This window comes from Bradyrhizobium sp. SZCCT0153, from assembly GCF_018129995.1.
In the GTDB taxonomy this organism is placed as follows: Bacteria; Pseudomonadota; Alphaproteobacteria; order Rhizobiales; family Xanthobacteraceae; genus Bradyrhizobium; species Bradyrhizobium japonicum_G.
Map to the genome: position 1 here is coordinate 437,754 of NZ_JAFCKS010000002.1, position 26,600 is coordinate 464,353.

The window sequence follows — 26,600 nt, forward strand, 5'->3', positions numbered from 1 at the left end:
TTCAGGCTTCGTCGGCGACACCGTTGCGCAATTTTCCGATGCCCTCGGCCGCGACCTCGACGACGTCGCCGGGCTTCAGATAGCGCGGCGGATCGAACCGCGCACCTGCGCCGGTCGGCGTGCCCGTCACGATGACGTCACCGGGAACGAGCGTTGCGAAGGTCGAGATATAGCTGATGAGATAGCGGAACGGAAACATCAGCCGGCTGGTACGGTCATCCTGCCGCAGCTCGCCATTGACGTGGGTGGTGAGGCGGATGTCGGCAAGTTGAGATTCCCTCGTGTACGGCACCAGCCACGGGCCGAGGCTGCCGCTGGAATCGAAGTTCTTGCCCTGCGTCACGTTGAACTTGGCGTGGCGCAGCCAGTCGCGTACCGAGCCCTCGTTGCACAGCGTCAGCGCGGCGATGTGATCGAGCGCAGCACTTTCCGGGATGTGCCGGCCGGCTTTGCCGATCACCAGCACGATCTCGCCCTCGTAGTCGAGCTGCGCCGAGGCGCGCGGGCGCACCAGCGGCGTGTCGTGGCCGACGAAGGAGCGGGGCGAGCGCATGAACATGCTCGGATATTTCGGCGCGTCCTGGCCGTCCTTGTACTCGGCATTACGGTCGGGATAGTTGACGCCGATGCAGATGATTTTTTCTGGCGCGGGTATCGGCGGCAGCCAAATGATATCGCCAGGCGCATGGTCCGGCGCGCGGCCGGCGGCTTCTTCGGCAAGGCTTGCGAGCTTTCCAGCCGCGATCACCTCGCGCAGCGTCGGATAGTGTATGGCGTGGTGCGGGGAGAGATCGACGATGCCGTTCTCCAGGACGGCGCCGTAGCGGGTTTCACCCTTGACGGAGTAGGTGGCGAGGCGAGGTAGCTTCATCGCCTAATCCGCCACCAGCACGTCGGCCACGAATTTCGGCTCGCGCACGGCCTGGCCTGCGAACGGCGAGCCCTGCTCGAACCAGGAACGCGGGGCAGGCGCGCCCCACAGCGTCTGACGGCGCGGATCGCGCAGCGACCAGCGCAGCGGCTCGTGGTCGTGGTCGCCCGTGAAGTAGTCGCTGGTGTAGAGCTCGAGGCGGTGGCCGTCGGGATCGCGCACATAAAGGAAGAACGCGTTCGAGATGCCGTGGCGCCCCGGGCCGCGCTCGATGTTCTTGACGAAGCCTTGCGAGGCCATCACGTCGCAGAGATGGATGATGTTCATCGCCGTCGGCGTCCAATAGGCGAAGTGGTGCAGCCGCGGGCCCTTGCCGTTGGTGATCGCGAAATCGTGGACATTGCCCTTGCGATGCATCCAGGCCGCGGCGATGCGCCCGTTCGGTCCGTCCTCCTCGGCATATTCGGTGAGACGGAAGCCGAGCCGCGCATAGAATTCGACGGTGTCCTGCACCTCGGCGGCGAACACGTTGAAATGGTCGAGCCGCTGCGGATGACATCCCCTGTAGAGGTCGTAGCGACGAAGCAGATGCGGGCGCCGCTCCATCGCGGCATACAGCTCGATCTGGAAGCCGAAGGGATCGGTAAATTGAAGGGTGCGGCCCTGGAACGGCTGGTCGACGAAGGCGTAGCCAAGGCCGTTCTCGGACAGGAAGCGGGCCGCCTTGTCGAGATCTCCGTCGTTGCCGACCTTGAAGCCGAGCCGGTTGCAGGCGGGCGCGGCGGCTTTCCGCAGCACCAGCGAGTGATGCTGGTGCTCCTCCGCGGCGCGCAAGTACACGACATTGTCGTCGGCGTCCTCGACATGCAGGCCGACGGTGGTCTCGTAGAACTCGCGGCTCAGCTTCAGATCGGTCACGTCGAGCACGACGTGACTGGAGCGGATGATGTTGAACGGCGGTTCGAAGATGTGTTGCGGTACGGGCATTGCGTTTCCCCTCTCTAGACCCTGCCACTCTGGAGTGACGTTGTGCTAGATTCCCAGTTTCTGGATCTTGTGCGTGCCCCGCGCCAGCGAGACGTGCTTGGTTTCCATGTAGAAGTCGAACGAATAATCGCCGCCGTCGCGGCCGATGCCCGAGGCCTTCATGCCGCCGAACGGCGTCGGCAGATGGCGGACGTTTTCGGAGTTCAGCCAGATCATGCCGGCCTCCAGCGCGTCGGCAACGCGCAGTGCGCGGCCGACGTCGTTGGTCCAGACATAGCCGGTCAGGCCATAGCGGATGTCGTTGGCGATCTCGATGGCGTCGGCCTCGTCGCGGAAGGGCAGCACGGTGAGGAACGGGCCGAACACCTCCTCCTGCGCCACGCGCATCTTGCCGTGCGCACCGGTGACCAGCGTCGGCTCGACATAGTGGCCGCCGCCGGGGCCGTCATGGGCCTTGCCACCGACCGCGATCGTCGCGCCGTCCTGGCGCGCGACGTCGAAATAGGAGCAGACCTTTGCCAGGTGCCGCTCATGGATCAGCGGCCCGATCTCGGTTGCGGGATCGAGGGGATGGCCGACCTTCAGCGCCTTCACGCGCGCGGTCAGCTTCTCCACGAATTTTTCCGCGATGCTGGCCTGGATCAGCAGGCGGCTGGACGACGTGCAGCGCTCGCCGTTGAGCGAGTAGATCATGAACACGACGGCATCGAGCGCGCGGTCGAGATCGGCATCGTCGAACACGATCACCGGGTTCTTGCCGCCGAGCTCGAAATGCACGCGCTTCAGCGTGGGCGCGCCCTGGACCATGATCGCCGATCCGGTCGCGCTCTCGCCGACGAAACCGATCGCCTTGATCGCGGGATGCTCGGTCAGCGCCTTGCCGGCCTCTTCGCCGAAGCCGTGCACCGTGTTGAGCACGCCGTCCGGCACGCCGGCTTCCTTGACGAGCCTTGCCAGAACGGCGGCCGTGACCGGCGACCATTCGGCCGGCTTGTGCACGACGGTGCAGCCGGCGGCCAGCGCAGGCGCGATCTTCCAGGTCGAGAGCATGAACGGCGTATTCCACGGCGTGATCACGCCGACGGGACCGATCGGCACGCGCGTCGAGACGTTCCAATGCTCGTCGCTCGGCGTGTTCTGGCCGTCGCGGGCTTCCGCGCATTTGTCGGCGAAGAAGCGAAAATTTTCGGCGGCGCGGATCGCGGCCTTGGCCATGAAGCGATAGGCCTGTCCAGTGTCGATGCATTCCAGCACCGCGATGTCTTCGGCATTGTCCTCGATGGCGTCGGCGACCCGATGCAGCAGCTTCTTGCGCATCGCCGGCCCCATCTCGCGCCAGGACTTGAAGGCAAGCGCAGCGGCCGTTGCCGCGCGATCGATGTCCTCGGCATTGCCGCGGGCGACGCTCGCAAGCGTCGCGCCGTCGACCGGCGATTTGGTCTCGAAGGTGTCGCCCGAGATCGACGGGACGATCTTGCCGTCGATCATGTGGCCGATGCCGTCGGCCCGCAGCGTCTTCAGCAGCGGCGTGACGCGATCGTGGTTGGCCTGGAACACATCGGCTTTCGGCGTGGGCTTATCCATTTGCGGCCTCCACTTTCAAGGCGTCGTGGATGTTATTGCGCTTCCAGCTGGTGTCCTTGTCGTTGATCTGCATGTCGAACGACAAAGCGAATTTGCTGGCGGCGAAGACGGGATCGAGGTGTTTGGACAACGCCTGGAAGATTTGCTCGCCGGCCTTCTTGCGGGTCGGCAGGTCGCGGCCCTCGCCGATGCGCAGCACCATGTCGAGAAAGCCGTAGTCCTGCCGCGCATCGGCGATGGCATAGTGCTCGCACTTGATCGCGCGGACCCGGATGCCGCCGAGCGGGAAGATGCCGGTCTCGACCGCCGCCTTGCGCACGACCTCGCATACCAGAGCCATGTCGAGGCGGCCATCGAGATTGGCCGAATATTCAATCGTGAAATGCGGCATCGCGGTTTCACTCCCTGTGTCGTCTTGCAGCGTGTTCTTGTTCGCCTAAGCGAAGTAGCAGCTTACCGAGCCGTAGGCGCCATAATCGGCCTGGATTGTGTCGCCCTTGCGGGTCTCGATCGGACGGATGAAGGAGCCCGCGAGCACGACCTGGCCGGGCTCCAGCGCAAGGCCGAGCGGCGCGATCTTGTTGGCGAGCCAGGCAACGGCGGTTGCGGGATGGTTGAGCACGCCTGCGGCAAGGCCGGTCTCCTCCAATTGGCCGTTCTTGAAACACAACGCACCGATCCAGCGTAAGTCGGCGTCGAGCGGGCGGATCGGCCGGCCGCCGAGCACGATGCCGGCATTCGCCGCATTGTCGGCGATGGTGTCGAAGATCTTTCGCGTCGCCTTGGTCTGGGGATCGACGCGCTCGATCCGGGTGTCCAGGATCTCCAGCGCCGGCACCACGAAGTCGGTGGCGTTGAGCACGTCGAACATGGTGCAGTCGGGGCCAGCGAGACGCTTGCTCATGACGAAGGCGAGCTCGGCCTCGACGCGTGTGGCGATGAAGCGCTCGGTCAGGACGAGGCCGCCATCGGCAAAGAACATGTCGTCGAGCAGCACGCCGGAATCCGGCTCGTTGATGTTGAGCGCGCTCTGCATCGCCTTCGAGGTCAGGCCGATCTTGTGGCCTTTGACGATACGCCCCTCGGCGATCTTGACGTCGACCCAGGCCTTTTGAATCGCGTAGGCATCGGCAATGGTGATGTCGGGAAAATCCTGCGAGAGCTGCCGGATCTGCGTGCGGGTCTTCTCCGCCTGGTGCAGACGCCTCGCGCAAGCTCGGATATCGTCGTCGGAAAGCGCCATGTGTGATCTTGCAAATCGTGGTGCCCGGGAGATACTTAACATGTTAAGTGAATGCGTCAAACAGAATTTGGGCTTGCTGCACTGCAAACGTTTTGCGGCTTGAAAGGGCGTCATGGCGAAGAGACCGGCCGATCCCGCGAACGGAAACGAGCCCGCCGCACGGCAGGTGGTGCCGATGCGCGACTTCTCGCGTTCGTTGCCGATGTCGCTGCTGCGGGCGCGCGAAGCGGTGATGCGGCAGTTCCGTCCCTCGCTGCGCGAGCACGGATTGACCGAGCAGCAATGGCGCATCCTGCGCGCGCTCGCGGCGATCGAGGCTGCCGAGGTCACGGAACTCGCGCGCACGGCGTTCCTGCTCGGACCGAGCCTGTCGCGCATCCTGCGTGATCTCGAGGCGCGCAATCTGATCGAGCGCAAGACCGCCAAGGCCGATCTGCGCCGCAGCATGGTCTCGATCTCGAAAGAGGGCGTGAAGCTGATGGCTTCCGTGGCGCCGTCCTCCGAAGCGATCTATGCGGAGATCACGCAACGCTTTGGCGCACGCAAGCTCGCAGAACTGCAGGAGATGCTCGGCGAGCTCGAACAGAGTCTGGCGGAGCTGGGCGCGGGCGAGGAGGCAAGTGCCGAGGAGTGAAAGCAGATATGCGCGAGCGCGCGGCGACAATCATGGACATGGCCGCGTTTTTTGGCTCAAACTGCCTCCCAAGCCGATCGCTGCAAAATCGGCGCCGGGTAGAGGCAAACAGACCCTCATGGTCACCGTTCAGGTTCAGAGGCTGATCGACTTCGTCGCCGAAGTCTTCGCCCATGCGCAGTCCTCGCCGGAAGAGGCGAAGCGGATCGCGACCTATCTCACGACGGCCAATCTGACCGGTCACGACAGCCACGGCGTGATCCGCGTCCCCGTCTATATTCGCTGGCAGAAGACCGGCGCGGTCGTGCCCAACCAGAACGCCGAATTGGTGCTCGACACGCCCTCGCTCGCGGTGGTCGACGGCAAGTTCGGCTACGGCCAGACCGTGACGCCGCAAGCAGTCCAGATCGGCATCGACAAGTGCAGGAAGGCCGGGCTTGCCGCGGTGGCGCTGCGCAACGCCGGCCATATCGGCCGCGTCGGGGACTGGGCCGAGATGGCCGCGGCCGAAGGTCTCATTTCGATCCACTTCGTCAATGCCGCAGGCTCGCTGCTGGTGGCGCCGTTCGGCGGCGTCGAGAAGCGGCTCTCCACTGCGCCATATTGTGTCGGCATTCCCCGCGAGGGCCAGGACCCGATCGTGCTGGACTTTGCGACCTCGGTCGTGGCCGAGGGCAAGGTGCTGGTCGCCAGCCGCGGCGGCAAGAAGCTGCCGAAGGGCGCGCTGGTCGATTCCGACGGCAGCCTGAGCGAGGACCCGGTCGTGCTCTACGGCCCCTTCACGCCCGACGGGCCGCGCGATCACACCCGGGGAACGGGCGCGATTCGCGCCTTCGGCGAGCACAAGGGATCGGGCCTTGCCTTCATCTGCGAGCTGCTCGGCGGCGCGCTGACCGGAACCGGGGCCACCTCGGGCGGGCGGCGCTTTGCCAACGGGATGCTGGCGTTCTATGTCGATCCGAAGGTGGTCGACACCTCCAGCCTTTTCGATGAGGAGGTATCGCGCTATGTCGATTTCATCCGCGCCACCAAGCCGATGGCCGGGGTCGACCAGGTGCTGATTCCCGGCGATGCCGAGCGGAAAACCCGCATTGAGCGGACCCGAAACGGCATCCCCTTGCCGGATGACACCTGGGCGGCAATAGTGAATACCGCACGCGAGGTTGGCGTCAGCGAGGTCAGCATCCAGCGCGCGACCGCATAGGCGCTGCGTCATTGCAAGCGTAGCGCGGCGCTCCGGTTCGCGGTAACAGCGGGGCGTGCTGTCGCGGCGCTCGTCATGGTGACGATGGATAACGCGGTCCAAACAGCACGGTCCAAACAACAAAGAAGGAAGGCAACGTGGCGAACAAGGTCAAGGAAATCTGGAAGTCGGGCAAGGCCGTGGTCAACGCGTGGCTCGCGATTCCCTCCGGCTTCTCGGCCGAGATGATCGCGCAATGCGGCTTCGACAGCGTCACCGTCGACATGCAGCATGGCGTGCAGGACTATCTGTCGATGGTGCAGTGCTTCCAGGCCATGGACAAGCATCCGGTGACCCCGATGGTCCGCGTGCCCTGGAACGAGCCCGGCATCATCGGCAAGGTGCTCGACGGCGGCGCCTATGGCGTGATCTGCCCGATGGTCAACACGGCGCAGGAAGCCAAAAATCTCGTTTCCTATTCGAAATATCCGCCGCAGGGCGTCCGTTCCAACGGTCCGATCCGCGCCGGCATGTACGGCACCGCGGGCTCCTATCAGAAGACCGCGAATGCCGACACCATCCTGCTGCCGATGATGGAGACCAAGACCGCGGTCGAGAACATGGAAGCCATCCTCGACGTCGAGGGCATCGACGGCGTCTATATCGGCCCGTCCGATCTCGGCTTCTCCTACGGCCTCGAGCCCAAGCTCGATCGCAGCGAGCCCGAGATCCTCGCGATCTACGACAAGATCATCAAGGAGTGCGGCAAGCGCGGGCTGAACCCGGGCATCCATTGCAGCGGCGCCGAAGGCGCCGCGCGTGCCATCAACATGGGCTTCAAGCTGGTTACGCTCTCGAACGAGGTCGGCCTGATGACGACCTACGCCAAGATGCAGGTCAACGCGACCCGCAAGGACGCAGGCGGCAAGGCCTGAACTCGCCCCTCTTTCCCTCTCCCCGTTCTTACGGGGAGAGGTGAAGCAAGACCCAAGGAGACCTCGCATGACCATCAGCCCCGTCATCCGCCTGCATCCCGATGATGGCGTGCTGATTGCGCGCGCCAGCCTGCCGCCGGGCACACTGGTGGCTGACGGCGTGACGACGGTCGAGCGCATTCCCTCCGGCCACAAGGTCGCGATCAAGCCGATCGCGGTCGGCGAGCCGGTCAAGCGCTACGGCCAGATCATCGGCTTTGCAACGGTGCCGATCGCGCCCGGCCAGCACGTGCACGTTCAGAACTGCGGCATGGGCGATTTCGCCAAGGACTACGCCTATTGCGCCGACGTCAAGCCGACGCCGAATTTCGACCTGCCGGCGACCTTCGAAGGCATCCGCCGTCCGGACGGCCGTGTTGCCACGCGCAACTATATCGGCATCCTCACCTCGGTGAATTGCAGCGCGCATGTCGCAGGTCTCGTCGCCGACGTCTTCAAGAAGAATCCCTTCACCGGCGACAATCCGCTGGCCGATTTCCCCAATGTCGACGGTGTGGTCGCGCTGACCCACAAGACCGGCTGCGGCATGACGCAGAACGAGCCGCTGGCGCTGCTCCGCCGCACGCTCGGCGGCTATGCGCGGCACGTCAATTTCTCGCACGTCATCGTGCTCGGCCTCGGCTGCGAGGTGAACCAGATCGGCGGCCTGATGGAGGAGCAGAAGCTCGCCGGCCGCCTGCGCGCGATGGACATCCAGGAGGTCGGCGGCACCCGCAAGACGGTGGAGGCGGGCATCGCCTTCGTGCGCGAGGCACTCGCCGATTCCAACAAGGTCAAGCGCGAGTCCGTCCCGGTGAGCGAACTGACCGTGGCGCTGCAATGCGGCGGCTCCGACGGCTATTCCGGCGTGTCCGCCAATCCGGCGCTGGGTGCGGCGAGCGATCTCATCGTGCGTCACGGCGGCACCGTGATCCTGTCGGAGACGCCGGAGACCTATGGCGCCGAGCATCTGCTGACGCGCCGCGCGGTCAGCCGCGAGGTCGGCGAGAAGCTGGTCGATCTCATGCGCTGGTGGGACGAATACACCGAGCGCGAAGGCGCCGAGATGAACGCCAATCCGAGCCCCGGCAACAAGGCCGGCGGCCTCACCACAATTCTCGAGAAGTCGCTCGGCGCGATGGCGAAGGCCGGCACCACCAACCTCGTCGATGTGCTGCGCTACGCCGAACCGGTAACGAAGCGTGGCTTCGTGTTCATGGACACCCCCGGCTACGACCCCGTCGCCGCAACCGGCCAGGTCGCCGGCGGCGCCAACCTCGTCTGCTTCACCACGGGCCGCGGCAGCGTGTTCGGCTGCAAGCCCGCGCCCTCGATCAAGCTCGCCACCAACACGCCCATGTACAAGCGCATGGAAGAGGACATGGACGTCAATTGCGGCACCATCCTCGAAGGCGAGGAGAGCGTCGAGCAATGCGGCCAGCGCATCTTCGATCTCATCCTGAAGACCGCGTCCGGCCGGCCGACCAAGAGCGAAAGCTTCGATTTCGGCGGCGCCGAGTTCGCGCCCTGGGTGCTGGGCGCGACGATGTAATGCGCGTGCAGCCCGTGCCGTAGGCACGGTCTGCCCGTTGTTAGTGCTTGATCGCGCTGACATCAGGTGTTCTGCTCAAAAAAGCTGCTGGAGCACCGTACCCCGTGTCGATCTACGTCGCATTACACCACGTTACGCACTACAAATACGACCGCCCGATCGATCTCGGCCCGCAGACCATTCGTCTGCGGCCGGCGCCGCACACGCGCACGCCGGTCCTGAGCTATTCGCTCAAGGTCACGCCATCCAATCATTTCGTGAACTGGCAGCAGGATCCGCAGGGAAACTGGCTCGCGCGCTACGTCTTTCCCGAGAAGACCACCGAGCTGAAGATCGAGGTCGATTTCACGGCGCAGATGACCACGGTCAATCCGTTCGACTTCTTCGTCGAGCCCTATGCCGACAGCTTTCCGTTCGACTATCCGCAGGACCTCAAGACGGAGCTCGCGCCTTATCTCGAGACCGTCAAGCCGGATCGCCTGTTCGCGAAATATCTCGACACGATCCCGCACGAAGCCCCGAACACCGTCAACTTCCTGGTCGATCTCAACCGGGAGCTGCAACAAAGGATCGGCTACGTCATCCGCATGGAGCCGGGCGTACAGACGCCGGAGGAGACGCTCACCTCCGCGGCCGGCTCGTGCCGCGATTCCGCATGGCTCCTGATCCAGACCTTCCGTCATCTCGGGCTCGCCGCCCGTTTCGTCTCCGGCTATCTGATCCAGATCCGTCCCGACATCGATCCGATCGAGGGACCGCCTGAGGTCGAGAACGACTTCACCGATCTGCACGCCTGGGCCGAGGTCTATCTGCCGGGCGCAGGCTGGATCGGTTTCGACGCGACCTCGGGCATGCTCGCGGGCGAGGGGCACATCCCGGTTGCCGCCACGCCACACTACCGCTCGGCGGCGCCGATCTCGGGCGGCGCCGGTTTTGCGGAAGTCGAATTCGACTTCGACATGAGCGTCAAGCGCATCCGCGAGGCGCCGCGCATCACAAAACCGTTCTCGGACGAATCCTGGACACGGCTCAACGACCTCGGCGAGCAGGTTGACGGCGATCTTGCGGCGCAGGACGTGCGTCTGACCATGGGCGGCGAGCCGACCTTCGTCTCCGTCGATGATCTCGAAGGGGCCGAGTGGAATACGGACGCCGTCGGTCCGACCAAGCGCGGGCTCGCCGATGATCTGATCCGCCGCCTGCGCTCGCGTTTCGGGCCGGGTGGCCTGCTGCACTTCGGTCAGGGCAAATGGTATCCCGGCGAGAGCCTGCCGCGCTGGGCGTTCGGCCTGTACTGGCGCAAGGACGGCGTGCCGATCTGGAAGAATGCCGACCTCATCGCCAGCATCGAAAATCCGCGGCCGGCGCAGGCCAAGGACGCCAAGGCGTTCGTGGAAGGCGCGGCGTTGCGGCTCGGGCTCGATCCCGGCTACATCATGCCGGCCTATGAGGACACCGCGTACTGGCTTCAGAAGGAAGCCGAGCTTCCCGTCAACGTCGATCCGTCCGACTCCAAATTGTCCGATCCGGAGGCCCGCGCGCGCATGGCACGGGTGTTCGAGCACGGGCTCAACAATCCTCGCGGCTTCGTGCTGCCGGTGCAGCGCTGGAATGCGCCGCCACGCTGGCGCAGCGAGCGCTGGAAACTCAGGCGCAATCATCTTTTCCTGATGCCGGGCGATTCGCCGCTCGGCCTGCGCTTGCCGCTCGACTCGCTCGGCTACGTCCCGCCCGATCAATATCCCTACATCGTCGAGCGGGATCCGATGGAGGCCCGCGGCAAACTGCCGGTGTTCAGCCTCCCGGCGCGTCCGGACGCGCCGGAGCGAGTCGAGCCCGAGCAGCTCAACACCTCCGTCCCGGTTCGCACCGCGATGTCGATCGAGGTCCGCGACGGCGTGCTCTGCGCCTTCATGCCGCCGGTCGAGCAGATCGAGGATTATCTCGAGATGATCGCGGCGCTCGAAGCGACGGCCGAGGAGATGCAGCTCCAGGTCCATGTCGAAGGTTATCCGCCGCCGTTCGATCCGCGCGTCGACGTCATCAAGGTGACGCCTGATCCCGGCGTGATCGAGGTCAACGTCCAGCCGGCAAAGAACTGGCGCGAGGCGGTCGACATCACCGCCGGCCTCTATGAGGATGCCGCCAAGACACGCCTCGGCGCCAACCGCTTCCTGGTCGACGGCCGCCACACCGGCACCGGCGGCGGCAATCACGTCGTGGTCGGTGGCTCCAGCCCGCAGGACTCGCCGTTTCTGCGGCGGCCTGATCTGCTCAAAAGCCTTGTGCTGTACTGGCAGCGGCATCCGTCGCTGTCCTATTTCTTCTCCGGCCTGTTCATCGGGCCGACCAGCCAGGCGCCGCGCATCGACGAGGCCCGTCACGACAGCATCTACGAGCTCGAGGTCGCGCTCACGCACGTGCCGCCGCCGGGTTACCAGGCGCCGCTATGGCTGGTGGACCGGCTGTTCCGGCATCTGCTCGTCGACATCACCGGCAACACCCACCGTGCCGAGATCTGCATCGACAAGCTCTATTCGCCCGACGGGACCACCGGCCGGCTCGGCCTCGTCGAATTCCGCGCGCTCGAAATGCCGCCCGATCCGCGCATGTCGCTGGCGCAGCAGCTCCTGATCCGCGCGCTGATCGCAAAATTCTGGCGCGAGCCGCAAGCCGGAAAATTCGTGCGCTGGGGCACGGCGCTGCATGACCGCTACATGCTGCCGCATTTCATCTGGGAAGATTTCCTGGACGTGCTCTCCGAGCTCAAGCAGTCCGGCTATCCGTTCGAAGCGGAATGGTATCTGGCCCAGCTCGAATTCCGCTTCCCCGCCTTCGGCCGCGTCCATCATGGCGGTGTGACGCTGGAGTTGCGCCAGGCGCTGGAGCCCTGGCACGTGCTGGGGGAGGAGGGCTCGGCGGGCGGCACCGTGCGCTATGTCGACAGCTCGGTCGAGCGGCTCCAGGTCAAGGCGGAGGGGTTCGTCGAAGGTCGCCACATCGTGACCTGCAACGGCCGCCGCCTGCCGATGACCTCGACCGGACGCTCGGGCGAGGCCGTGGCCGGCGTCCGCTTCAAGGCCTGGCAGCCAGCCTCGGGTCTGCACCCGACCATTCCGGTCCACGCGCCCTTGACGTTCGACCTGATCGACACCTGGAACGGTCGCTCGCTCGGGGGCTTCGTCTACCACGTTGCCCATCCGGGCGGACGCAGCTACGACACCAAGCCCGTCAACACCTATGAGGCCGAGGCGCGGCGGCTGGCGCGCTTCCAAGACCACGGCCATACGCCGGGGCCGATGCAGCCGCCGCCCGAGGAACGCACAAATGAGTTTCCGCTGACCCTCGACTTGCGGACCCCGCTCCTGCAATGAGTATGATGCCGGGGCAGGGAGAGGCGCATGGGCGAGGGCGCAGCCGAAGAGGACGACAAGGCGGGTAAGGCGCAAAGTCAGCGCGAAGGCCAGCGCCGCCTCGCGCAATGGGTCCGCGACTATCGCCGCCTGCCGGGCATCCCCGACGAGTTCCTGGGGCCGGACGGCGCCCCCCGCGCGGTCTGGAGCCGCTTTTTCGACGCCTTCGGCGCGCTCGCGCCCGACGAGGTCGAGCGCCGGTTCGGCATGGCCGACCGTCATTTGCGCGAGGCCGGCGTCACCTATCGCGCGCCCGGCGACAGCGCCGACCGTCCCTGGTCGATCAGCCATCTGCCGCTGCTGATCGACGAGGCCGACTGGAAGCAGCTGTCCGCCGGCATCACCCAGCGCGCCGAGCTGCTCGAGCGCGTGCTGGCCGACATCTATGGCGAGGGCCGGCTGGTTGCGGAAGGCGCGCTGCCGGCGGCCGCGATCGCCGGCAGTCCCGAATATCTCCGGCCCGTCTGCGGCGTGCCGCCGCCGGGCGGGCGCTATCTCTCGCTCTATGCCGCCGATGTCGGCCGCGGGCCCGACGGCCGCTGGTGGGTGCTCGGCGACCGCACGCAGGCTCCCTCGGGCGCGGGCTATGCGCTGGAGAACCGCCTGGTGCTGTCGCGCGCCTTCTCCGATCTCTACAAGTCGATGAACGTGCCGCGCGTCGCGCCGTTCTTCGAGGCGTTTCGCGACAGCCTGCGTGCGCGCGCCGACCGCGACGAGCCGCGCATCGGCGTGCTGACGCCGGGCGCCTTCAGCGAGACTTTTTTCGAGCACGCGACGCTCGCGCGCTATCTCGGCTTCCTGCTGGTCGAGGGCGACGATCTCGCCGTCAGCGACAACCATATCCACATCCGCACCGTCGCGGGCCTCAAGCGCCTCGACGTGCTCTTGCGCCGGGTCGATTCCAATTCGCTCGATCCGCTCGAGCTCGAAGCCTCGTCGCGGTTGGGGGTGCCCGGCCTGATCGACGTGCTGCGCAAGGACGGCGTCGTCGTCGCCAACATGCCGGGCTCCGGCGTCCTCGAAGCGCGCGCGCTGCTCGGCTTCCTGCCGGCGCTCAGCCGCCGCCTGCTCGGCGAAGAGCTGAAGATGCCGCACATCGCGACCTGGTGGTGCGGCCAGCGCTCGGCGCGCGACGAGGTGCTGTCGCGGCTCGACGAGGTCGCGATCGAGGGTGCCTATCGGCGTGGCGTGCCCGGCTTCGACAGCAACGGTCCGGTGCTCGCGAGCGAGCTCGACGCCGGCGGACGCAAGCGCCTGGTCGACGCCATCGCCGCGCGCGGCATGGACTATGTCGGCCAGGAGGTGGTGCGGCTCTCGACGATGCCGGTGTGGGAGCAGGGCCAGATCACGCCGCGTCCCTTCGTGCTGCGGGTGTTCGCGGCTGCGACGCCCGACGGCTGGGCCATCATGCCCGGCGGCTTCTGCCGGATCGCCGAGCAGCCGGATGCGCGCGCGGTGTCGATGGGCGACGGCGCGCGCTCCGCAGACGTCTGGGTGGTCTCGGGCAAACAGGTGCCGACCGCGACGCTGCTGCCTGCGACCGACAAGGTGCGCATCCGCCGCATCGCAGGGGTGCTGCCGAGCCGTGCCGCCGACAATCTGTTCTGGCTCGGCCGCTATCTCGAACGCGCCGAGGCGACGCTGCGGCTGGTGCGGGCGCTCGGCTCGCCGAGCGGGCCCAACAAGGGCACCGCGGCCTCGCTGCAATCGGCCGAACGCATCCAGCGCCTGCTGGTGGCCTGGGGCGCGATCTCGCAAACCTCGCGCGCGGCGCCCGGCCGCATCGTCGCGGAAGCGCTGCAGAGTCCGGAGCGTTTCGGCTCGGCGCTGTCGCTGGTCCGCGCGGCGCAGCGCACGGCGACCTCCTTGCGCGAGCGGCTGTCGCCCGATGCCTGGCAGGTCATCACCGAGATGGCCGAGCGGCTGGCCTGGGAGGTCGAGGACGACGACAGCGTGCTGAGCGCGGCCGAGCTGACCTTGCAGGAGCTGGCGAGCTTTGCAGGCCTGGCGCACGAGAACATGAACCGCGCAGCCGGCTGGCGCTTCCTCGACATCGGCCGCCGCACCGAGCGCGCCATCAACACCACGCGCTTTGCCCGCCAGTTTGCCTATGACGAGGCCGGCGACGAGGATCTCGACATCCTGCTCACGCTGGTGGATTGCCAGATCACCTATCGCTCGCGCTATCTGCTGGCGCCGATCCTGGCGCCGGTGCGCGACCTCGCCGTGCTCGACCCCTACAATCCGCGTTCGGTGGCGTTCCAGGTGGCGACGCTGAACGAGCACATCGCGGCGCTGCCGAGCCTGAAGGAGCACGGTCTGATCGAGAAGCCGCAACGGGTCGCGGTCGCGATGCAGGCGATGCTCGCCACCGCGGAAGCCGAGAAGCTCGAGGTCAAGACGCTGTTTTCGCTGGAGCAGGATCTGCTCAGCCTCGCCGAGGCGGTCGGGCAGCACTACTTCCCGCACGGCCCCAATGCCAGCCGGCCGGAAAAGCTGACGGGGCTGGCGTGATCTACGACATCCGGCACGTCACCACCTACGAATACGAGAGCGCGGTCAGCTTCGCACGCTGCACGCTGCGGCTGGAGCCGCGGAGCGGAGGCGGCCAGGAGCTGATCTCGCACAGCGTCGAGATCCGTCCGCGGCCCGCCGAGCGCCATGTTCGCCGCGATTTCTTCGGCACGCTGACCGAGAGCATCGTGATCGAGGCCGCGCATCGCAATTTGCGGATCGACTCGCGCTCGCGCGTCTCGGTCTCGCGCCGGCCGCCGGCGCGTGATGCCGTCAGCCCGCCCTGGGAAAGCATTCGCGACATCGCGTTTGAAGCAACCAGCCTGGGGCCGTCCTCGCCGGTCGGCTATGTCTTCGCGAGTCCGCTGGTGCCCGTGCTGGGTCCGGTCAGCGCCTATGCGGCGGCGAGCTTTGCGCCTGACACCGGCATCCTCGCCGGTGCGGTCGATCTCATGCATCGCATCCGCGACCAGTTTCGCTACGACCCCAAGGCCACCGTGATCTCGACGCCGCTCGACGAGGTCTTCGCCAAGCGCCACGGCGTCTGTCAGGATTTTGCCCATGTGATGATCGCAGGGCTTCGCGGCCTCGGCCTGCCTGCGGCCTATGTCAGCGGATATTTGCGCACCATTCCGCCGGCGGGCCAGCCGCGCCTGCAGGGCGCCGACGCCACCCATGCCTGGGTGTCGCTGTGGTGCGGAGCGGAGCTTGGCTGGGTCGATTTCGATCCGACCAACGACCTTATGGTCGCTGGCGACCATATCGTGCTGGCGGTCGGCCGCGACTTTTCCGACGTCTCGCCGGTCGACGGCATCATCGTCGGCTCGCCGAAGCAGAAGCTCGACGTCGCCGTGGACGTGCTGCTGGTGGAGTGACCGTAGTTTCACGGTCCAGGGCGCACGAGACGATGCAGGCGCATGCGTCCGGCTGCGGTCCGTTCCGGTGATCTCTCATCGAAGTCCGACGAAGCGGATTTGATTTGTGTCCGGCGGCCGCAACCCTGCCCGGTCCGCCCGGGCGGTGTATCGCGCGGTCACCTCAACCGCGATGCCGCAGCACGCAACTGCAACATAATTCCGTATTTTTGTTCCGGGGTTTGGTCACCCGGCCCAAGATGGGCTATGCTGATGCCTGCGTCGAGGACAACAATGAGACGTCGGGAGTTGGCATGGGACACCACCGACAGACGGGGCTGCATCCATGATGACGTTACCGAGACTGGCGGCGGAAACCCTGGAGAAGATGCTGGGCTCGTTCATGCGTCGCCGGTACGACGAGTCCTCTGCCAGGGTGCTGGAGGGGTCGACGCGCACCGCGATGGAATGCATCGGCAACAGCGACGCGTTGTACCACAACATCGAGCATACGATGTTGGTGACTCTGGCCGCTCAGGCCATCCTCACGGGACGTAATCTCCATGCCCATCTTGCGGCGGAGGACTACCTCCATATCCTGATCGCCTGCCTTGCGCACGACATCGGCTATGTCCGCGGCCTGTTTCCGGAGGATGACGAAGACGGTTTCATCATCGACGAGGCGGGGACCAAGGTGTCGCTGCCGCGGGGCGCGTCGGATGCCAGCCTGATGATGTATCACGTTGATCGCTCGAAACTTTTTGTGCGGCGGCGGCTGCCGCCGATCCGTGGTATCGACAGCGAGCGCGTCGCCCGCGCCATCGAGGGCACGCGCTTCCCTGCGCGCGAGGGGCAGGACTACGACGACGAAGCCTCGATCCTGCGCGCCGCCGATTTCATCGGCCAGCTCGGCGATCCCAACTATCTGCGCAAGGCCAATGCGCTCTACTACGAGTTCGAGGAGGTCGGCATCAACCGGCAGCTCGGCTACGACTCGCCCGCCGACATCGTGAACCGCTATCCCCAATTCTACTGGAATAGCGTCGCACCGCACATCCAGACCGAGATCGGCTATCTCAACAAGACCGAGATCGGCCGGCAGTGGATCGCCAATCTCTACAGCAACGTTTTCCGTGCCGAGCGCGACATCACGCTGTCCGGGCCGCAGAAATAAGTCAGCGCCGCGGGCTTCGCAATCGAACGAACGGTCTGTCATACCTCCCGGCCGTGCAGTTTCCAGAGTTCGTAAACACTTTCCCAGTCGGGAATCTCGTCGCAGGCATAGCCGAAAACCCGCCCGGTTCCGAGTTTCCGGGAGTTCTTCACGGCCTGGAGATGCGCGCCGTTCGAAACGAAGCGGCGCATGCTGGCCGGATCCGCCCATGCCGTCAGGGTGAGATAGATACCCCCTGACACTCTGCCTGCGGTGAGCAGATTGCCGGGCGCGCGCCGGGCCTGCATGAAGGACCACGTCGTTCTCCACCAGAACATCGGCAGCTGCACGACGCCTTTCGGGCGAAAGCCGGTCATGGAGACGTAGACCATATCGATCCCCGCGATTCATTCGATTGCAGGCAAAACGAAAATCGCGAGGGGATGGATCACCGCCATCGTTGCCTTTATGCTGGCGCGGTCAACCAGGTGCGCGGCATGCGAGAAAAATCAGTTAGCACCGACGTCCTCGACATCGCCTATCGCGAATACGGCGCACCGGAGGGCTGGCCTGCATCATGGGTCACGGCTTTCCCTACGATGCGAACGCCTTTGCCGAGACCGCGCCGATGATTGGGCAAGCCGGCGCGCGGGTGCTGGTGCCCTGGCTGCGCGGCTACGGGCCGACACGGTTTCGTTCCGCGCAGACGTTGCGCTCCGGCGAGCAGGCGGCGCTCGGTGCCGATCTCCTCGCTTTCATGGATGCGCTTCACATCGCGCGCGCGGTCGTCGGCGGTTATGACTGGGGCGGGCGCGCGGCCTGCGTGGTCTCGGCGCTGTATCCGGAGCGGGTGATCGCCCTCGTCTCCGGCAATTCCTACAACATCCAGAACATCGCCCGATCGATGGAGCCGGCCTCGCCGCCGGAAGAGGCGGCGCTCTGGTATCAATATCTCTTCCACAATGAGCGCGGCCGCCGCGCGCTGGAGCGCAACCGGGGCGGCTTCGCGCGCCAGCTCTGGGCGATGTGGTCGCCGACATGGGCATTCGACGACGCGACGTTCGAGACAAGTGCAATGTCGTTCGACAATCCTGATTTCGTCGATGTCGTGATCCACTCCTACCGCCACCGCTACGCGCTGGTCGCGGGCGATCCGGCCTATGCGGCGATCGAGGCGAAGCTCGCCGCGCAGCCGCCGATCCGCGTTCCGACCATCGCGATCGACGGCGACAGCGACGGCGTCAATCCCGGCACCGCCCACCATGCGCGCAAGTTCGAAGGCTTTTTCGAGCGGCGCGTGTTCACGGGCGCGGGCCACAATCTGCCGCAGGAGCGGCCGGCCGAATGGGCGCAGGCCGTGCTTGATGGACGGAAGGCTGCGGCCGAACCATCCTGATTTTCGCCGATCGTGGGAACTTTTCGCTGACAACGCCGTCCGAATCCTGAGCTGAGCGTGAGCTGCGAGGGAGATGACCATGAGCCAGGACAGCAAGCCGAGCGGGCCCGACCTGACCAAAGGTGTGCCGCTGACCGGATTCAAGGACGGCAAGCTGCTTGGCCATGTCGGCGACGAGGATGTGCTGCTGGTGCAGGCGGGCAGCGAGATCTTTGCGATCGAGCCCGCCTGCAGCCATTACCACGGCCCGCTCGCCGAAGGCCTGGTGGTGGGCGAAACCATCCGCTGCCCCTGGCATCACGCCTGCTTCTCCCTGCGCACCGGCGAGGCCACCCGCCCGCCGGCGCTGAGCGCGCTGGCGGTCTGGGAGGTGACGCGGGATCGGGACAGGATTTTGGTCCAGCGCAAGCGCGAGATGCCGAAACCCTCGGCGCCTCACCGCACGGCGCCGACGCCGGAAAGATTCGTCATCGTCGGCGGCGGCGCGGCGGGCTTTGCGGCGGCCGAGACGCTCCGGCGCGAGGGCTTTGCCGGCGCCATCACCATGCTGAGCAATGACGGTGCGATGCCGGTCGACCGGCCGAACCTCTCCAAGGACTATCTCGCCGGCAACGCGCCGGAAGACTGGCTGCCGTTGCGAAGCGAGGATGACTATCGGGATGCCGGCATCGACCTCGTGCTCAACACCAACGTTTCAGCCGTCGATCCGAACGCACGCAGCGTGACGGTGGGCAACGGCGACGGATTGCCGTTCGACCGGCTGTTGCTGGCGACCGGCGCCGAGCCGGTCAAATTGCAAATTCCGGGTGCCGACCAGCCGCACATCCACACCTTGCGGTCCGTCGCCGACAGCCGTGCCATCATCAGCGCGGCGGGCAGCGCGAAGCGCGCGCTGGTGATCGGCGCCAGCTTCATCGGCCTCGAAGTCGCGGCCTCCTTGCGGGCCCGCAAGCTCGAGGTGCACGTGGTCGCTCCCGACGAGCGGCCTATGCAGCGCATTCTCGGCTCCGACATGGGTGACTTCATTCGCGCCCTCCATGAGGAAAACGGCGTCAATTTCCATCTCAGGGACACGGTGGAGAAGCTCGACGGCACGCGCGCGAAGCTGAAGAGCGGCGCCGTGATCGAGGCCGAACTCGTCGTGGTCGGCATCGGCGTCAAGCCGCGCCTTGCACTGGCCGAGCAGGCCGGGATTGCGACCGATCGCGGCGTGTGCGTGAATGAATATCTCGAAACCAGCGTGTCGGGCATCTTCGCCGCCGGCGACATCGCGCGCTGGCCCGATCCGCATTCCGGGCAGAACATCCGTGTCGAGCACTGGGTGGTGGCGGAGCGGCAAGGCCAGTCCGCGGCACGCAACATGCTCGGCAAGCGCGAGCGCTTCGACGCCGTGCCGTTCTTCTGGTCGCAGCATTACGACGTGCCGATCAACTATGTCGGCCACGCCGAGAGCTTTGACGACATCGCGGTCGACGGCAGCATTGCCGGCAAGGACTGCCTGCTGAAGTACCGCAAGGGTGGACGCGTGCTGGCGGTCGCGTCGATCTATCGCGATCTCGACAATCTCAAGGCCGAGCTCGACATGGAGCGGTCGCGCGCCTGAGGCGCCGTATTCGACCTTGATTTGCGTCAATGTTGCTGCAGGCGGGGGCTGCTCTGCTGGCTGTTGTCCCGGCGCGGCCCGTGCTATCGTGGGCGGGCGGGCTTCGCATGCAGGAGTGGCCGCCATGACGAGTGCTTCGGATACGTCCCATCATTCCAGCCTGGGCTCTGGCATCGCGGCGCTGCATGCCAAATGGGGCTGGATCGTCGCTCTCGGCGTCGTCTATCTCATCGCGGGTTTCGTCGCGCTCGGCAGCGTGGTGATGGCAACGGTGGCGAGTGTGATCGTGGTCGGCGCGATGATGATCGTCGCCGGCATCGCCGAGATCATCGGCGCGTTCCAGATGAAGAGCTGGGGCAAATTCGTGATCTGGGCGTTGCTCGGCGTGCTCTATGTCATCGCAGGCTTCCTGACCTTCGAGAATCCGCTGTTCGCGGCAGTGTTGCTGACGCTGTTCCTGGGTGCCTCGCTGCTCGCCTCGGGCGCCGTGAGATTGTTTCTCGCTTTCAGCATGAAGCGCGAAAGCCCGTGGGTGTGGGTGGCGCTGTCGGGTGCGATCACCCTGCTGCTCGGCCTGTTGATCATGGCGCGCTGGCCGGTCAACAGCGTCTACATTCTCGGCCTGTTTCTCGGCATCGACCTGATCATGGCGGGTGCGGGCTGGGTCAGCCTGGGCTTCAGCCTGAAGCGGCGCCACTGACCAGCAACTCGACGCAAGACCATTTTGCGGAACTCCGCTGATCTGACGCGCTGACAAAAGCAGCACGCCGCGTGTCTGCCGCGCGGACGATCATCACCGGGGAGACGCCATTGGTGGTCCTGCTCAAGCAGTGCAAGGACAATCTGACGCGCGGGAACATCATGGCGCAGGCCGCCAATCTGAAGAGTGTGCCGCTGTCGCTGCTGATGCCCGGCATCACGCTCAACACCACCCCGCAGGATTTCCGCCCGATCAAGGACGGCTATATGCTGCAGTTCGACGGCAACGACTGGATCGTGGCAAGCGAGCTGTTGGGCGGGACGTGATGGTGCGGTCGGCTGTCGCGGTTGATGACGGCGCATCCTTCGAGACGCCCGCTTTCGCGGGCTCCTCAGGATGAGGGCGGAATGCGCAGCGGCAGGCTCAACAGGCGCGCATGCCGCTTAGCCTCACCCTGAGGAGACCGCGGAGCGGTCGTCTTGAAGGGCGAGGCGTGCGCTCCACCTACCACGGAAAGCAAAGCGCGATCACCCTCGGCGCACAGGAGAGCAAAAATGGACTTTCAACACTCCGCCCGTTCGCTCGAGCTGCAGGAACGCGTCCACCAGTTCATGCGCACGCATGTCGAGCCGGTCGAGGAGCTCTATTACGAGCAGGTGAAGCCTGAAGCGTCTCGTTACAAGACGCCGCCATTGCTGCAGGACCTGAAACGCCTGGCGCGCGAGCAGGGGCTCTGGAACCTGTTTCTCTCCGGCGAACACGGTCCCGGGCTGACCAACCTCGAATATGCGCCGGTGAAGGAGATCATGGGCCGCATCCTCTGGGCGCCCGAGGTGTTCAACTGCTCGGCGCCCGACGTCGGCAACATGGAGGTGCTCGCAAATTACGGCACCAAGGCGCAGCAGGATCGCTGGCTGAAGCCATTGCTGGAGGGCCGCATCCGCTCCGGCTTCTCGATGACGGAGCCGCAGGTCGCTTCCAGCGATGCCACCAACATCCAGTGCGAGATCAGGCGCGACGGCGCCGACTACGTCATCAATGGGCGCAAATGGTTCACGTCAGGCGCGATGAACGAGGATTGCGAGATCCTGATCGTGATGGGCAAGACCGCGCCCGACGATCCCGACCGCCATCGCCAGCAATCCATGATCCTGGTGCCGAAGGCGACGCCCGGCGTGCGCATCGTCCGCGACATGCTCACCTACGGCTATGACGACGCGCCGGCCGGACACCCCGAGATCGTCTACGACAACGTCCGCGTGCCCGCGGAGAACATCCTGCTCGGCGAGGGCCGCGGCTTCGAGATCGCGCAAGGCCGGCTCGGCCCCGGCCGCATCCACCATTGCATGCGGCTGATCGGCTGCGCCCAGCGCGCGCTGGAATTGATGTGCCGGCGGTCGGTCTCCCGTGTCGCCTTCGGCAAGCCGCTCGCCGAGCAGGGCTCGGTGCGCGAGGACATCGCAAACTCCTTCTGCGAGATCGCGCAGGCGCGGCTCTTGACGCTGCAGGCCGCCGACAGAATGGACCGCGAAGGCAACAAGGCCGCGCGCGACCTGATCGCCGCCGCCAAGATCGTGGTACCCGGCATGGCCGCCCGCGTCATCGACCGCGCCATCCAGATCCACGGCGCCGCCGGCGTCTCGCAGGATACGTTCCTTGCCCGCGCCTACGTCTATGCCCGCTTCATCCGCATCGGCGATGGCCCGGATCAGGTGCATCTCGCCGCCGTCGGCAAGGAGCTGATCAAGCGCGGCGGGGTGATGGCGGGGTAGTGCTGCCAAGGGAAGAGGCCAGGTTGGGGTCTTCAGTCAGATTTGCTGCCAAACTTCGCAACTCTGCGGGCGTGTTCCCACAGCTCGACCTGACTGAAGTCCGTCAGCTGCTCAGCGCGTCTCTTGGCCGCGTCATCGTCGACGCAATCAAGGTCGACAGCTTTAATATGGTGACCGTCCGGAGAGATAAGGTAGGCTTTATAGTTTGACATAACCAATGCTCCTTGATGAGGCGGGAGCATGCAGCACTCTCTGTCACCGATAATAGCCAATAACGGACGGTGATGAGGTCAATGTGCTCCGGCTTTATGTTCAGAACGCGACCGAGCCCGATCGCGGCGCGGCCTCTGGGAGGTTCCCAAGGACGAGCGGAAGATTACCTTCGAAATACTGTCCAGGAATATTCACCCCGCCGATCTCGAGAGGGGTCAGGACGGCCATTGACAAGGCCGTGCAAAAATTGGTGCTCGCATCTGGTCAAAAGGTAGCGTGGTATGCTTTGGTGGACCGGGTTATTTGGTGCGTCTCTGCCGACGTTGTTGCGCTCGGCACATCAGCGAGCAGGTCAACAATGTACAGTTTCGCCCCGAGCAGCCGGACTTCCGGCGCGCGGTCCATCGCGGCAATTTTCGCCTCCATCCTGGCGATCCTGATCATCTGTAGCGGCCGATCCGCGCTCGCGGCAGTCGAGCCCTTTCCCGCGGATTTCAGAATCGAGCGCATTTCTGTCAACGGCGTCACCCTGCATGTCCGCGTTGGCGGACGTGGACCGGCGGTCGTACTCCTGCACGGCTTCGCAGACACAGGCGATATGTGGGCCCCGCTTGCCAAGGCCCTTTACAAGGACCACACCGTGATCGTTCCAGACCTGCGCGGTATGGGGCTGTCGTCCCAGGCCGCAGGCGGTTACGACAAGAAAAACCAGGGCGTCGACATCGCCATGGTCATGGACAAGCTCAATGTCCAGAAGGCCGATCTGGTGACTCACGACATCGGCAACATGGTGGGCTATGCGCTCGCGGCGCAGTTTTCCGATCGCATCACCAAATGGGTCGTCATCGACGCACCGCTGCCCGGCATCGGGCCCTGGGACGAAATCCTGAAAAGCCCCATGCTATGGCATTTCAATTTCCGCGGCCCTGACGTCGATCGCCTGGTCAAGGGCCGCGAGCGCATCTATCTCGACCGGTTCTACAACGAGCTGTCGGCCGATCCCAAGGCCATCGACGAAGCGACTCGCAACCATTATGCGAAACTTTACGCTCGGCCCGGCAACATGCATTACGCCTTCGAGCAGTTCGCCGCATTCGGGAAGGACGCCACCGACAACAAGGTTTTTGCCGGTACCAAGCTGAACATGCCGATCCTTGCCCTTGGCGCCGAAAAGTCCTTTGGCAATCAGCAAGCGGCGATCATGCGCGAGGTCGGCACCAAGGTCGACGGCGGCATCATCACCGGCTCCGGACATTGGATCATGGAAGAGCAGCCGGCGCAGACCGTGAGCAAGGTGCGCGCTTTCCTCGACGGGAAATGACCGGCAAGCGCTTCATCCGCATCGGTGACGCTGATCCGAAGCGGTCAAGGCTGCCGAGACTTGGCAGCGTCCCGCAGATCGAGAATCAGCTTTGCAAGGTCACGATCTTCCGGCTCGAGGATCGCAAGCCGCTCTGCGTAGCCGATCGCCGCCGTTCTGTCTCCGGCCATCCGACTGAATGAGACGAGGGCTTGAAGGATCTCGCGATTGTTCGGATGGTCGCGCAACGCTTCCCTCAAGACCGTCATGGCGTCGTCTGGCCGGCCGCCGGAATGCAGGGCGATGGCATAGACATAGGCATAGCGCGGCAGGTCCGGCTCGAGTTCCGTCGCTCGACGCAATTCAACGAGCGCGTCCTGCGCACGCCTCAACCTCGTGAGGGCCAGCCCGAGTGCATGATGAAGAGCTGCATCGCGTGGCGAAGCCGCAATCGCGGTACGAAGGGTGGCTTCGCCTTTGTCGTCCCGGCTGGTTTGCCGATAGAGGTCGGCCAGGTTTGTTGCTGCCGCCGCATTTGTCGGGCTGAGCCTGATGGCGGCCTGGTATTCGGTTTCGGCCGCCTGCATCAGTCTACGCTGTGCCAGGAAATTCCCGAGCGAGATGTGCGCCTCGGGCCGCTCGGCATTGGCATGCTGGGCAGCGATGAACTCGGCCGCCGCTTGATCAAAAGACGCGCGGTCCTGTGGAGGCTGGCTTGCGGTTGGCAGGGCGGCCAGCAGCGAAGCAGCCCTGATGCGAACGCCGCGGACGGGGTCGGATAACAGCCGGGATGCGAACGGCCAGGCCTGATCGGCGGGCACGCTCTCCAGCATGTCGAGCGCGCCGATCCGCACCATCGGATCGGGATCGGCGAGGGCGATGCGGGCTGTTGCGATATTGGCGGGAGTCACGCGCGAGGCAAGTTCGCCGAGCGCGCTGGCGCGCGCCACCGCCGGCGCTTGGCGATCCGACGCAAGACCGGAAAGAAGCGCGGCGGCATCGGCTCGATCGGTGCGGGCGGCATCAAACGCCGGCCCAAAGGTCTGAAAACCCTTTCGGGCAGGCCCGAACCATTCCTCGATCGCCTTGGCCGCCCATTGGGACGGTTTGTCGCGGTGACAGTCGTTGCAAGCGTTCGGCGTTGCCAGTGCGGCGGAAAGGTCAGGCCTCGGAACTCGAAAGGTGTGGTCATGCCTGGTGTCGACCACCATGTAGGTTCGCTGCTGCATATGGCACGACATGCAAGTCGGCGCCGGATCGACACCTGCATGGTGGCGATGCTGCACATCGGCATACTTGTCCCCTGCGTGGCATTGCAGGCAAACGCCCTCGCCCGGGCTGCGCAGTCTTGCGCTATGCGGCTCGTGGCAGTCGCTACAGGTAACGCCGGCCGCAAACATCTTGCCCTGCTTGAACGGCGTATAGTTATATGGCTCCTCGACATCGCGGATCTGACCGTCGGCGTAATAGGTGTGACGCGCCAGCGCTTCGACCGCATGGGTCTGCGACAACGACTGTCCGGGTATCCAGTCTTCATGGAATGCCTCCCGCCGCGCGTGGCAGAGGCCGCAGGTCTCGACTTCCTTGCGCAACGTTGCCGGTGCCGCGGAGCGTTGGGCATTTCCCCTCCTTGGATCGATCGGCCAAGTGACGCCCCGGCGTTCGTCAAAACGCACCAGCAAGCCCTTGCTGTCGTCTTCGCGGCGGCCAAAGGGCCACCAGCTCTGCTGCTCGCGCGCCCAGGCGGTGTGGCGCGAGCCTTGCCCATGACAGCCCTCGCATCCGACACTGATTTCCGCCCAACGCGTCGCGAAGCGATCGGCCTCGGCATCGTAGTTCTTGCGCAGGCCGGTCGAGTGGCATTCCGCGCACATGAAATTCCAGTTCTGGTTCAGTTTCGTCCAATGAAGGATATCGTCGTGCCTGATCTCTTCATTGGGTGAGAGATGAAACCAGCGCTGGCCGCCCCTCTCTGCCGGCCGGCTGTCCCACGCGAGCGACAACGCCTGAACGCGGCCGTCGGGAAATTCCACAAGGTATTGTTGCAGCGGATCGACGCCGAATGTGTACTTCACCTCGAACACGGCAAGCTTGCCGTCGGCGCCATCGGTCTCGACCAAGAACCTGCCGTCCTTGCGGAAGAAGCGGGACCTTACGCCATAATAGTCGAAGCCCGCGTCGTCGAAATTCCCGAGCACGGTCTTGTCGGTGGCGTGCTGCATCGCCGCCTTGTGCTGCGAGGAATTCCACAGCTTTGCTTCGGCTTGGTGGCAGCCAGCGCAAGTCTCGCTGCCGACGAAGCTTACCGCGGACGAGGGCCGCGCCGTCGGCGCCGACGGGCTGCGATTGAGGAGCTGAAAGGCGAGACCAAAGGCAAAGACGGCGATCCCCATGATCGAGGCCATCGCCCAGAGCCGACGCTTCGACAGCGATGCGGCTTCCACATTGCGGTTGGCGGGCTCCCGTGCGGACATAACTTGGGGAATGCCGTCCGCGGAATCCCTCCGTGGCATGGCCTTGCTGCCGGATTTCCGTCGCTTGCGTGCCAACGGATCGCCCCTCAGCGCTGAAATCGCCCAACCACAATCGAGCGAGCCTCGATCGGGCGATTTGCGCATCATCGGCTCGACTTCCATCAAGTCAAGTGCAGCCGG

The 26,600-nt window shown here is 65.3% G+C and carries 20 protein-coding genes and 2 pseudogenes; 14 read left to right on the plus strand and 8 right to left on the minus strand.

Annotation, left to right across the window (positions count from 1 at the left end):
* Position 1: 1 nt before the first annotated feature.
* From JQ572_RS09895 to hpaH, 5 genes are read right to left on the minus strand one after another with little or no spacing between them, the layout of a single operon-like run.
* On the minus strand, positions 2 to 871 hold the full coding sequence (locus JQ572_RS09895) for a fumarylacetoacetate hydrolase family protein (RefSeq protein WP_211382818.1): 870 nt from the start codon (positions 869 to 871) through the stop codon (positions 2 to 4).
* A gap of 3 nt (positions 872 to 874) precedes the next feature.
* Positions 875 to 1,858, minus strand: coding sequence for a 3,4-dihydroxyphenylacetate 2,3-dioxygenase (gene hpaD, locus JQ572_RS09900; RefSeq protein ID WP_211382819.1), 984 nt, complete (start codon positions 1,856 to 1,858; stop codon positions 875 to 877).
* A gap of 45 nt (positions 1,859 to 1,903) precedes the next feature.
* Complete coding sequence (gene hpaE / locus JQ572_RS09905; protein WP_211382820.1) at positions 1,904 to 3,442, minus strand: 5-carboxymethyl-2-hydroxymuconate semialdehyde dehydrogenase; 1,539 nt, start codon at positions 3,440 to 3,442, stop codon at positions 1,904 to 1,906.
* Positions 3,435 to 3,833 carry a 5-carboxymethyl-2-hydroxymuconate Delta-isomerase gene (locus JQ572_RS09910; RefSeq protein WP_211382821.1) on the minus strand — a complete coding sequence of 133 codons (399 nt, stop codon included), beginning with the start codon at positions 3,831 to 3,833 and terminating at the stop codon, positions 3,435 to 3,437. The genes hpaE and JQ572_RS09910 overlap by 8 nt, the downstream gene beginning before the upstream one ends.
* 45 nt (positions 3,834 to 3,878) lie before the next feature.
* Positions 3,879 to 4,685, minus strand: coding sequence for a 2-oxo-hept-4-ene-1,7-dioate hydratase (hpaH, locus tag JQ572_RS09915; protein WP_211382822.1), 807 nt, complete (start codon positions 4,683 to 4,685; stop codon positions 3,879 to 3,881).
* A gap of 112 nt (positions 4,686 to 4,797) precedes the next feature.
* On the opposite strand from hpaH, the gene hpaR reads away from it, so the two are divergent.
* From hpaR to JQ572_RS09955, 8 genes are all read left to right on the plus strand, one after another.
* A complete protein-coding gene (hpaR, locus tag JQ572_RS09920) occupies positions 4,798 to 5,319 on the plus strand; it encodes a homoprotocatechuate degradation operon regulator HpaR (RefSeq protein ID WP_211382823.1) in 522 nt (173 codons plus the stop codon).
* A 118-nt stretch (positions 5,320 to 5,437) separates the two neighbouring features.
* Positions 5,438 to 6,523: a malate/lactate/ureidoglycolate dehydrogenase gene (locus JQ572_RS09925; RefSeq protein ID WP_211382824.1), complete on the plus strand. Its 1,086-nt coding sequence runs from the start codon at positions 5,438 to 5,440 to the stop codon at positions 6,521 to 6,523.
* A gap of 137 nt (positions 6,524 to 6,660) precedes the next feature.
* Complete coding sequence (locus tag JQ572_RS09930; RefSeq protein WP_211382825.1) at positions 6,661 to 7,437, plus strand: HpcH/HpaI aldolase family protein; 777 nt, start codon at positions 6,661 to 6,663, stop codon at positions 7,435 to 7,437.
* A gap of 67 nt (positions 7,438 to 7,504) precedes the next feature.
* Positions 7,505 to 9,028, plus strand: a complete 1,524-nt coding sequence (locus tag JQ572_RS09935) for a UxaA family hydrolase (RefSeq protein ID WP_211382826.1) — start codon at positions 7,505 to 7,507, stop codon at positions 9,026 to 9,028.
* 104 nt (positions 9,029 to 9,132) lie between these two features.
* The gene (locus tag JQ572_RS09940) at positions 9,133 to 12,402 is read left to right on the plus strand and encodes a transglutaminase family protein (protein ID WP_211382827.1); all 3,270 of its coding nucleotides are present in this window, start codon (positions 9,133 to 9,135) and stop codon (positions 12,400 to 12,402) included.
* A 27-nt stretch (positions 12,403 to 12,429) separates the two neighbouring features.
* Entirely contained in the window at positions 12,430 to 14,955 is a 2,526-nt protein-coding gene (locus JQ572_RS09945; protein WP_211382828.1) for a circularly permuted type 2 ATP-grasp protein, read from the plus strand.
* Positions 14,952 to 15,830 (plus strand): transglutaminase family protein, encoded by an 879-nt coding sequence (locus JQ572_RS09950; RefSeq protein WP_211382829.1) that lies wholly within the window; start codon positions 14,952 to 14,954, stop codon positions 15,828 to 15,830. Before JQ572_RS09945 ends, JQ572_RS09950 begins: the two co-directional genes overlap by 4 nt.
* A gap of 325 nt (positions 15,831 to 16,155) precedes the next feature.
* The gene (locus tag JQ572_RS09955) at positions 16,156 to 16,983 is read left to right on the plus strand and encodes an HD domain-containing protein (RefSeq protein ID WP_211382830.1); all 828 of its coding nucleotides are present in this window, start codon (positions 16,156 to 16,158) and stop codon (positions 16,981 to 16,983) included.
* 38 nt (positions 16,984 to 17,021) lie between these two features.
* Here JQ572_RS09955 and JQ572_RS09960 read toward each other — a convergent pair whose 3' ends face one another.
* Positions 17,022 to 17,354 carry a hypothetical protein gene (locus tag JQ572_RS09960; protein ID WP_211382831.1) on the minus strand — a complete coding sequence of 111 codons (333 nt, stop codon included), beginning with the start codon at positions 17,352 to 17,354 and terminating at the stop codon, positions 17,022 to 17,024.
* A gap of 105 nt (positions 17,355 to 17,459) precedes the next feature.
* Between JQ572_RS09960 and JQ572_RS09965 the strand changes: the two are divergent.
* From JQ572_RS09965 to JQ572_RS09985, 5 genes and pseudogenes are all read left to right on the plus strand, one after another.
* A pseudogene (locus tag JQ572_RS09965) lies at positions 17,460 to 18,358 on the plus strand (alpha/beta fold hydrolase).
* Positions 18,359 to 18,437: 79 nt separating this feature from the next.
* A complete protein-coding gene (locus JQ572_RS09970; RefSeq protein WP_211382832.1) occupies positions 18,438 to 19,961 on the plus strand; it encodes an FAD-dependent oxidoreductase in 1,524 nt (507 codons plus the stop codon).
* A gap of 124 nt (positions 19,962 to 20,085) precedes the next feature.
* Entirely contained in the window at positions 20,086 to 20,661 is a 576-nt protein-coding gene (locus tag JQ572_RS09975; RefSeq protein WP_211382833.1) for an HdeD family acid-resistance protein, read from the plus strand.
* Between the two features lie 110 nt (positions 20,662 to 20,771).
* A pseudogene (locus JQ572_RS09980) lies at positions 20,772 to 20,987 on the plus strand (ABC transporter substrate-binding protein); the annotation flags it as partial.
* A 228-nt stretch (positions 20,988 to 21,215) separates the two neighbouring features.
* Positions 21,216 to 22,433 (plus strand): acyl-CoA dehydrogenase family protein, encoded by a 1,218-nt coding sequence (locus JQ572_RS09985; RefSeq protein WP_211382834.1) that lies wholly within the window; start codon positions 21,216 to 21,218, stop codon positions 22,431 to 22,433.
* A gap of 32 nt (positions 22,434 to 22,465) precedes the next feature.
* Here JQ572_RS09985 and JQ572_RS09990 read toward each other — a convergent pair whose 3' ends face one another.
* Positions 22,466 to 22,645, minus strand: a complete 180-nt coding sequence (locus JQ572_RS09990) for a hypothetical protein (protein ID WP_211382835.1) — start codon at positions 22,643 to 22,645, stop codon at positions 22,466 to 22,468.
* A gap of 359 nt (positions 22,646 to 23,004) precedes the next feature.
* On the opposite strand from JQ572_RS09990, the gene JQ572_RS09995 reads away from it, so the two are divergent.
* Positions 23,005 to 23,967, plus strand: coding sequence for an alpha/beta fold hydrolase (locus tag JQ572_RS09995; RefSeq protein ID WP_211383530.1), 963 nt, complete (start codon positions 23,005 to 23,007; stop codon positions 23,965 to 23,967).
* Between the two features lie 44 nt (positions 23,968 to 24,011).
* On the opposite strand, the gene JQ572_RS10000 is transcribed toward JQ572_RS09995, so the two are convergent.
* Complete coding sequence (locus JQ572_RS10000; protein ID WP_249128940.1) at positions 24,012 to 26,567, minus strand: tetratricopeptide repeat protein; 2,556 nt, start codon at positions 26,565 to 26,567, stop codon at positions 24,012 to 24,014.
* Positions 26,568 to 26,600: the final 33 nt, after the last annotated feature.

What these genes read in the sequence shown, in the direction of transcription:
- JQ572_RS09895 (WP_211382818.1), bottom strand. Translation starts at nt 871, where the DNA reads ATGAAGCTACCTCGCCTCGCCACCTACTCCGTCAAGGGTGAAACCCGC.
- hpaD (WP_211382819.1), bottom strand. Translation starts at nt 1,858, where the DNA reads ATGCCCGTACCGCAACACATCTTCGAACCGCCGTTCAACATCATCCGC.
- hpaE (WP_211382820.1), bottom strand. Translation starts at nt 3,442, where the DNA reads ATGGATAAGCCCACGCCGAAAGCCGATGTGTTCCAGGCCAACCACGAT.
- JQ572_RS09910 (WP_211382821.1), bottom strand. Translation starts at nt 3,833, where the DNA reads ATGCCGCATTTCACGATTGAATATTCGGCCAATCTCGATGGCCGCCTC.
- hpaH (WP_211382822.1), bottom strand. Translation starts at nt 4,685, where the DNA reads ATGGCGCTTTCCGACGACGATATCCGAGCTTGCGCGAGGCGTCTGCAC.
- hpaR (WP_211382823.1), top strand. Translation starts at nt 4,798, where the DNA reads ATGGCGAAGAGACCGGCCGATCCCGCGAACGGAAACGAGCCCGCCGCA.
- JQ572_RS09925 (WP_211382824.1), top strand. Translation starts at nt 5,438, where the DNA reads ATGGTCACCGTTCAGGTTCAGAGGCTGATCGACTTCGTCGCCGAAGTC.
- JQ572_RS09935 (WP_211382826.1), top strand. Translation starts at nt 7,505, where the DNA reads ATGACCATCAGCCCCGTCATCCGCCTGCATCCCGATGATGGCGTGCTG.
- JQ572_RS09945 (WP_211382828.1), top strand. Translation starts at nt 12,430, where the DNA reads ATGGGCGAGGGCGCAGCCGAAGAGGACGACAAGGCGGGTAAGGCGCAA.
- JQ572_RS09955 (WP_211382830.1), top strand. Translation starts at nt 16,156, where the DNA reads ATGATGACGTTACCGAGACTGGCGGCGGAAACCCTGGAGAAGATGCTG.
- JQ572_RS09960 (WP_211382831.1), bottom strand. Translation starts at nt 17,354, where the DNA reads ATGGTCTACGTCTCCATGACCGGCTTTCGCCCGAAAGGCGTCGTGCAG.
- JQ572_RS09970 (WP_211382832.1), top strand. Translation starts at nt 18,438, where the DNA reads ATGAGCCAGGACAGCAAGCCGAGCGGGCCCGACCTGACCAAAGGTGTG.
- JQ572_RS09975 (WP_211382833.1), top strand. Translation starts at nt 20,086, where the DNA reads ATGACGAGTGCTTCGGATACGTCCCATCATTCCAGCCTGGGCTCTGGC.
- JQ572_RS09985 (WP_211382834.1), top strand. Translation starts at nt 21,216, where the DNA reads ATGGACTTTCAACACTCCGCCCGTTCGCTCGAGCTGCAGGAACGCGTC.
- JQ572_RS09990 (WP_211382835.1), bottom strand. Translation starts at nt 22,645, where the DNA reads ATGTCAAACTATAAAGCCTACCTTATCTCTCCGGACGGTCACCATATT.
- JQ572_RS09995 (WP_211383530.1), top strand. Translation starts at nt 23,005, where the DNA reads ATGTACAGTTTCGCCCCGAGCAGCCGGACTTCCGGCGCGCGGTCCATC.
- JQ572_RS10000 (WP_249128940.1), bottom strand. Translation starts at nt 26,567, where the DNA reads ATGATGCGCAAATCGCCCGATCGAGGCTCGCTCGATTGTGGTTGGGCG.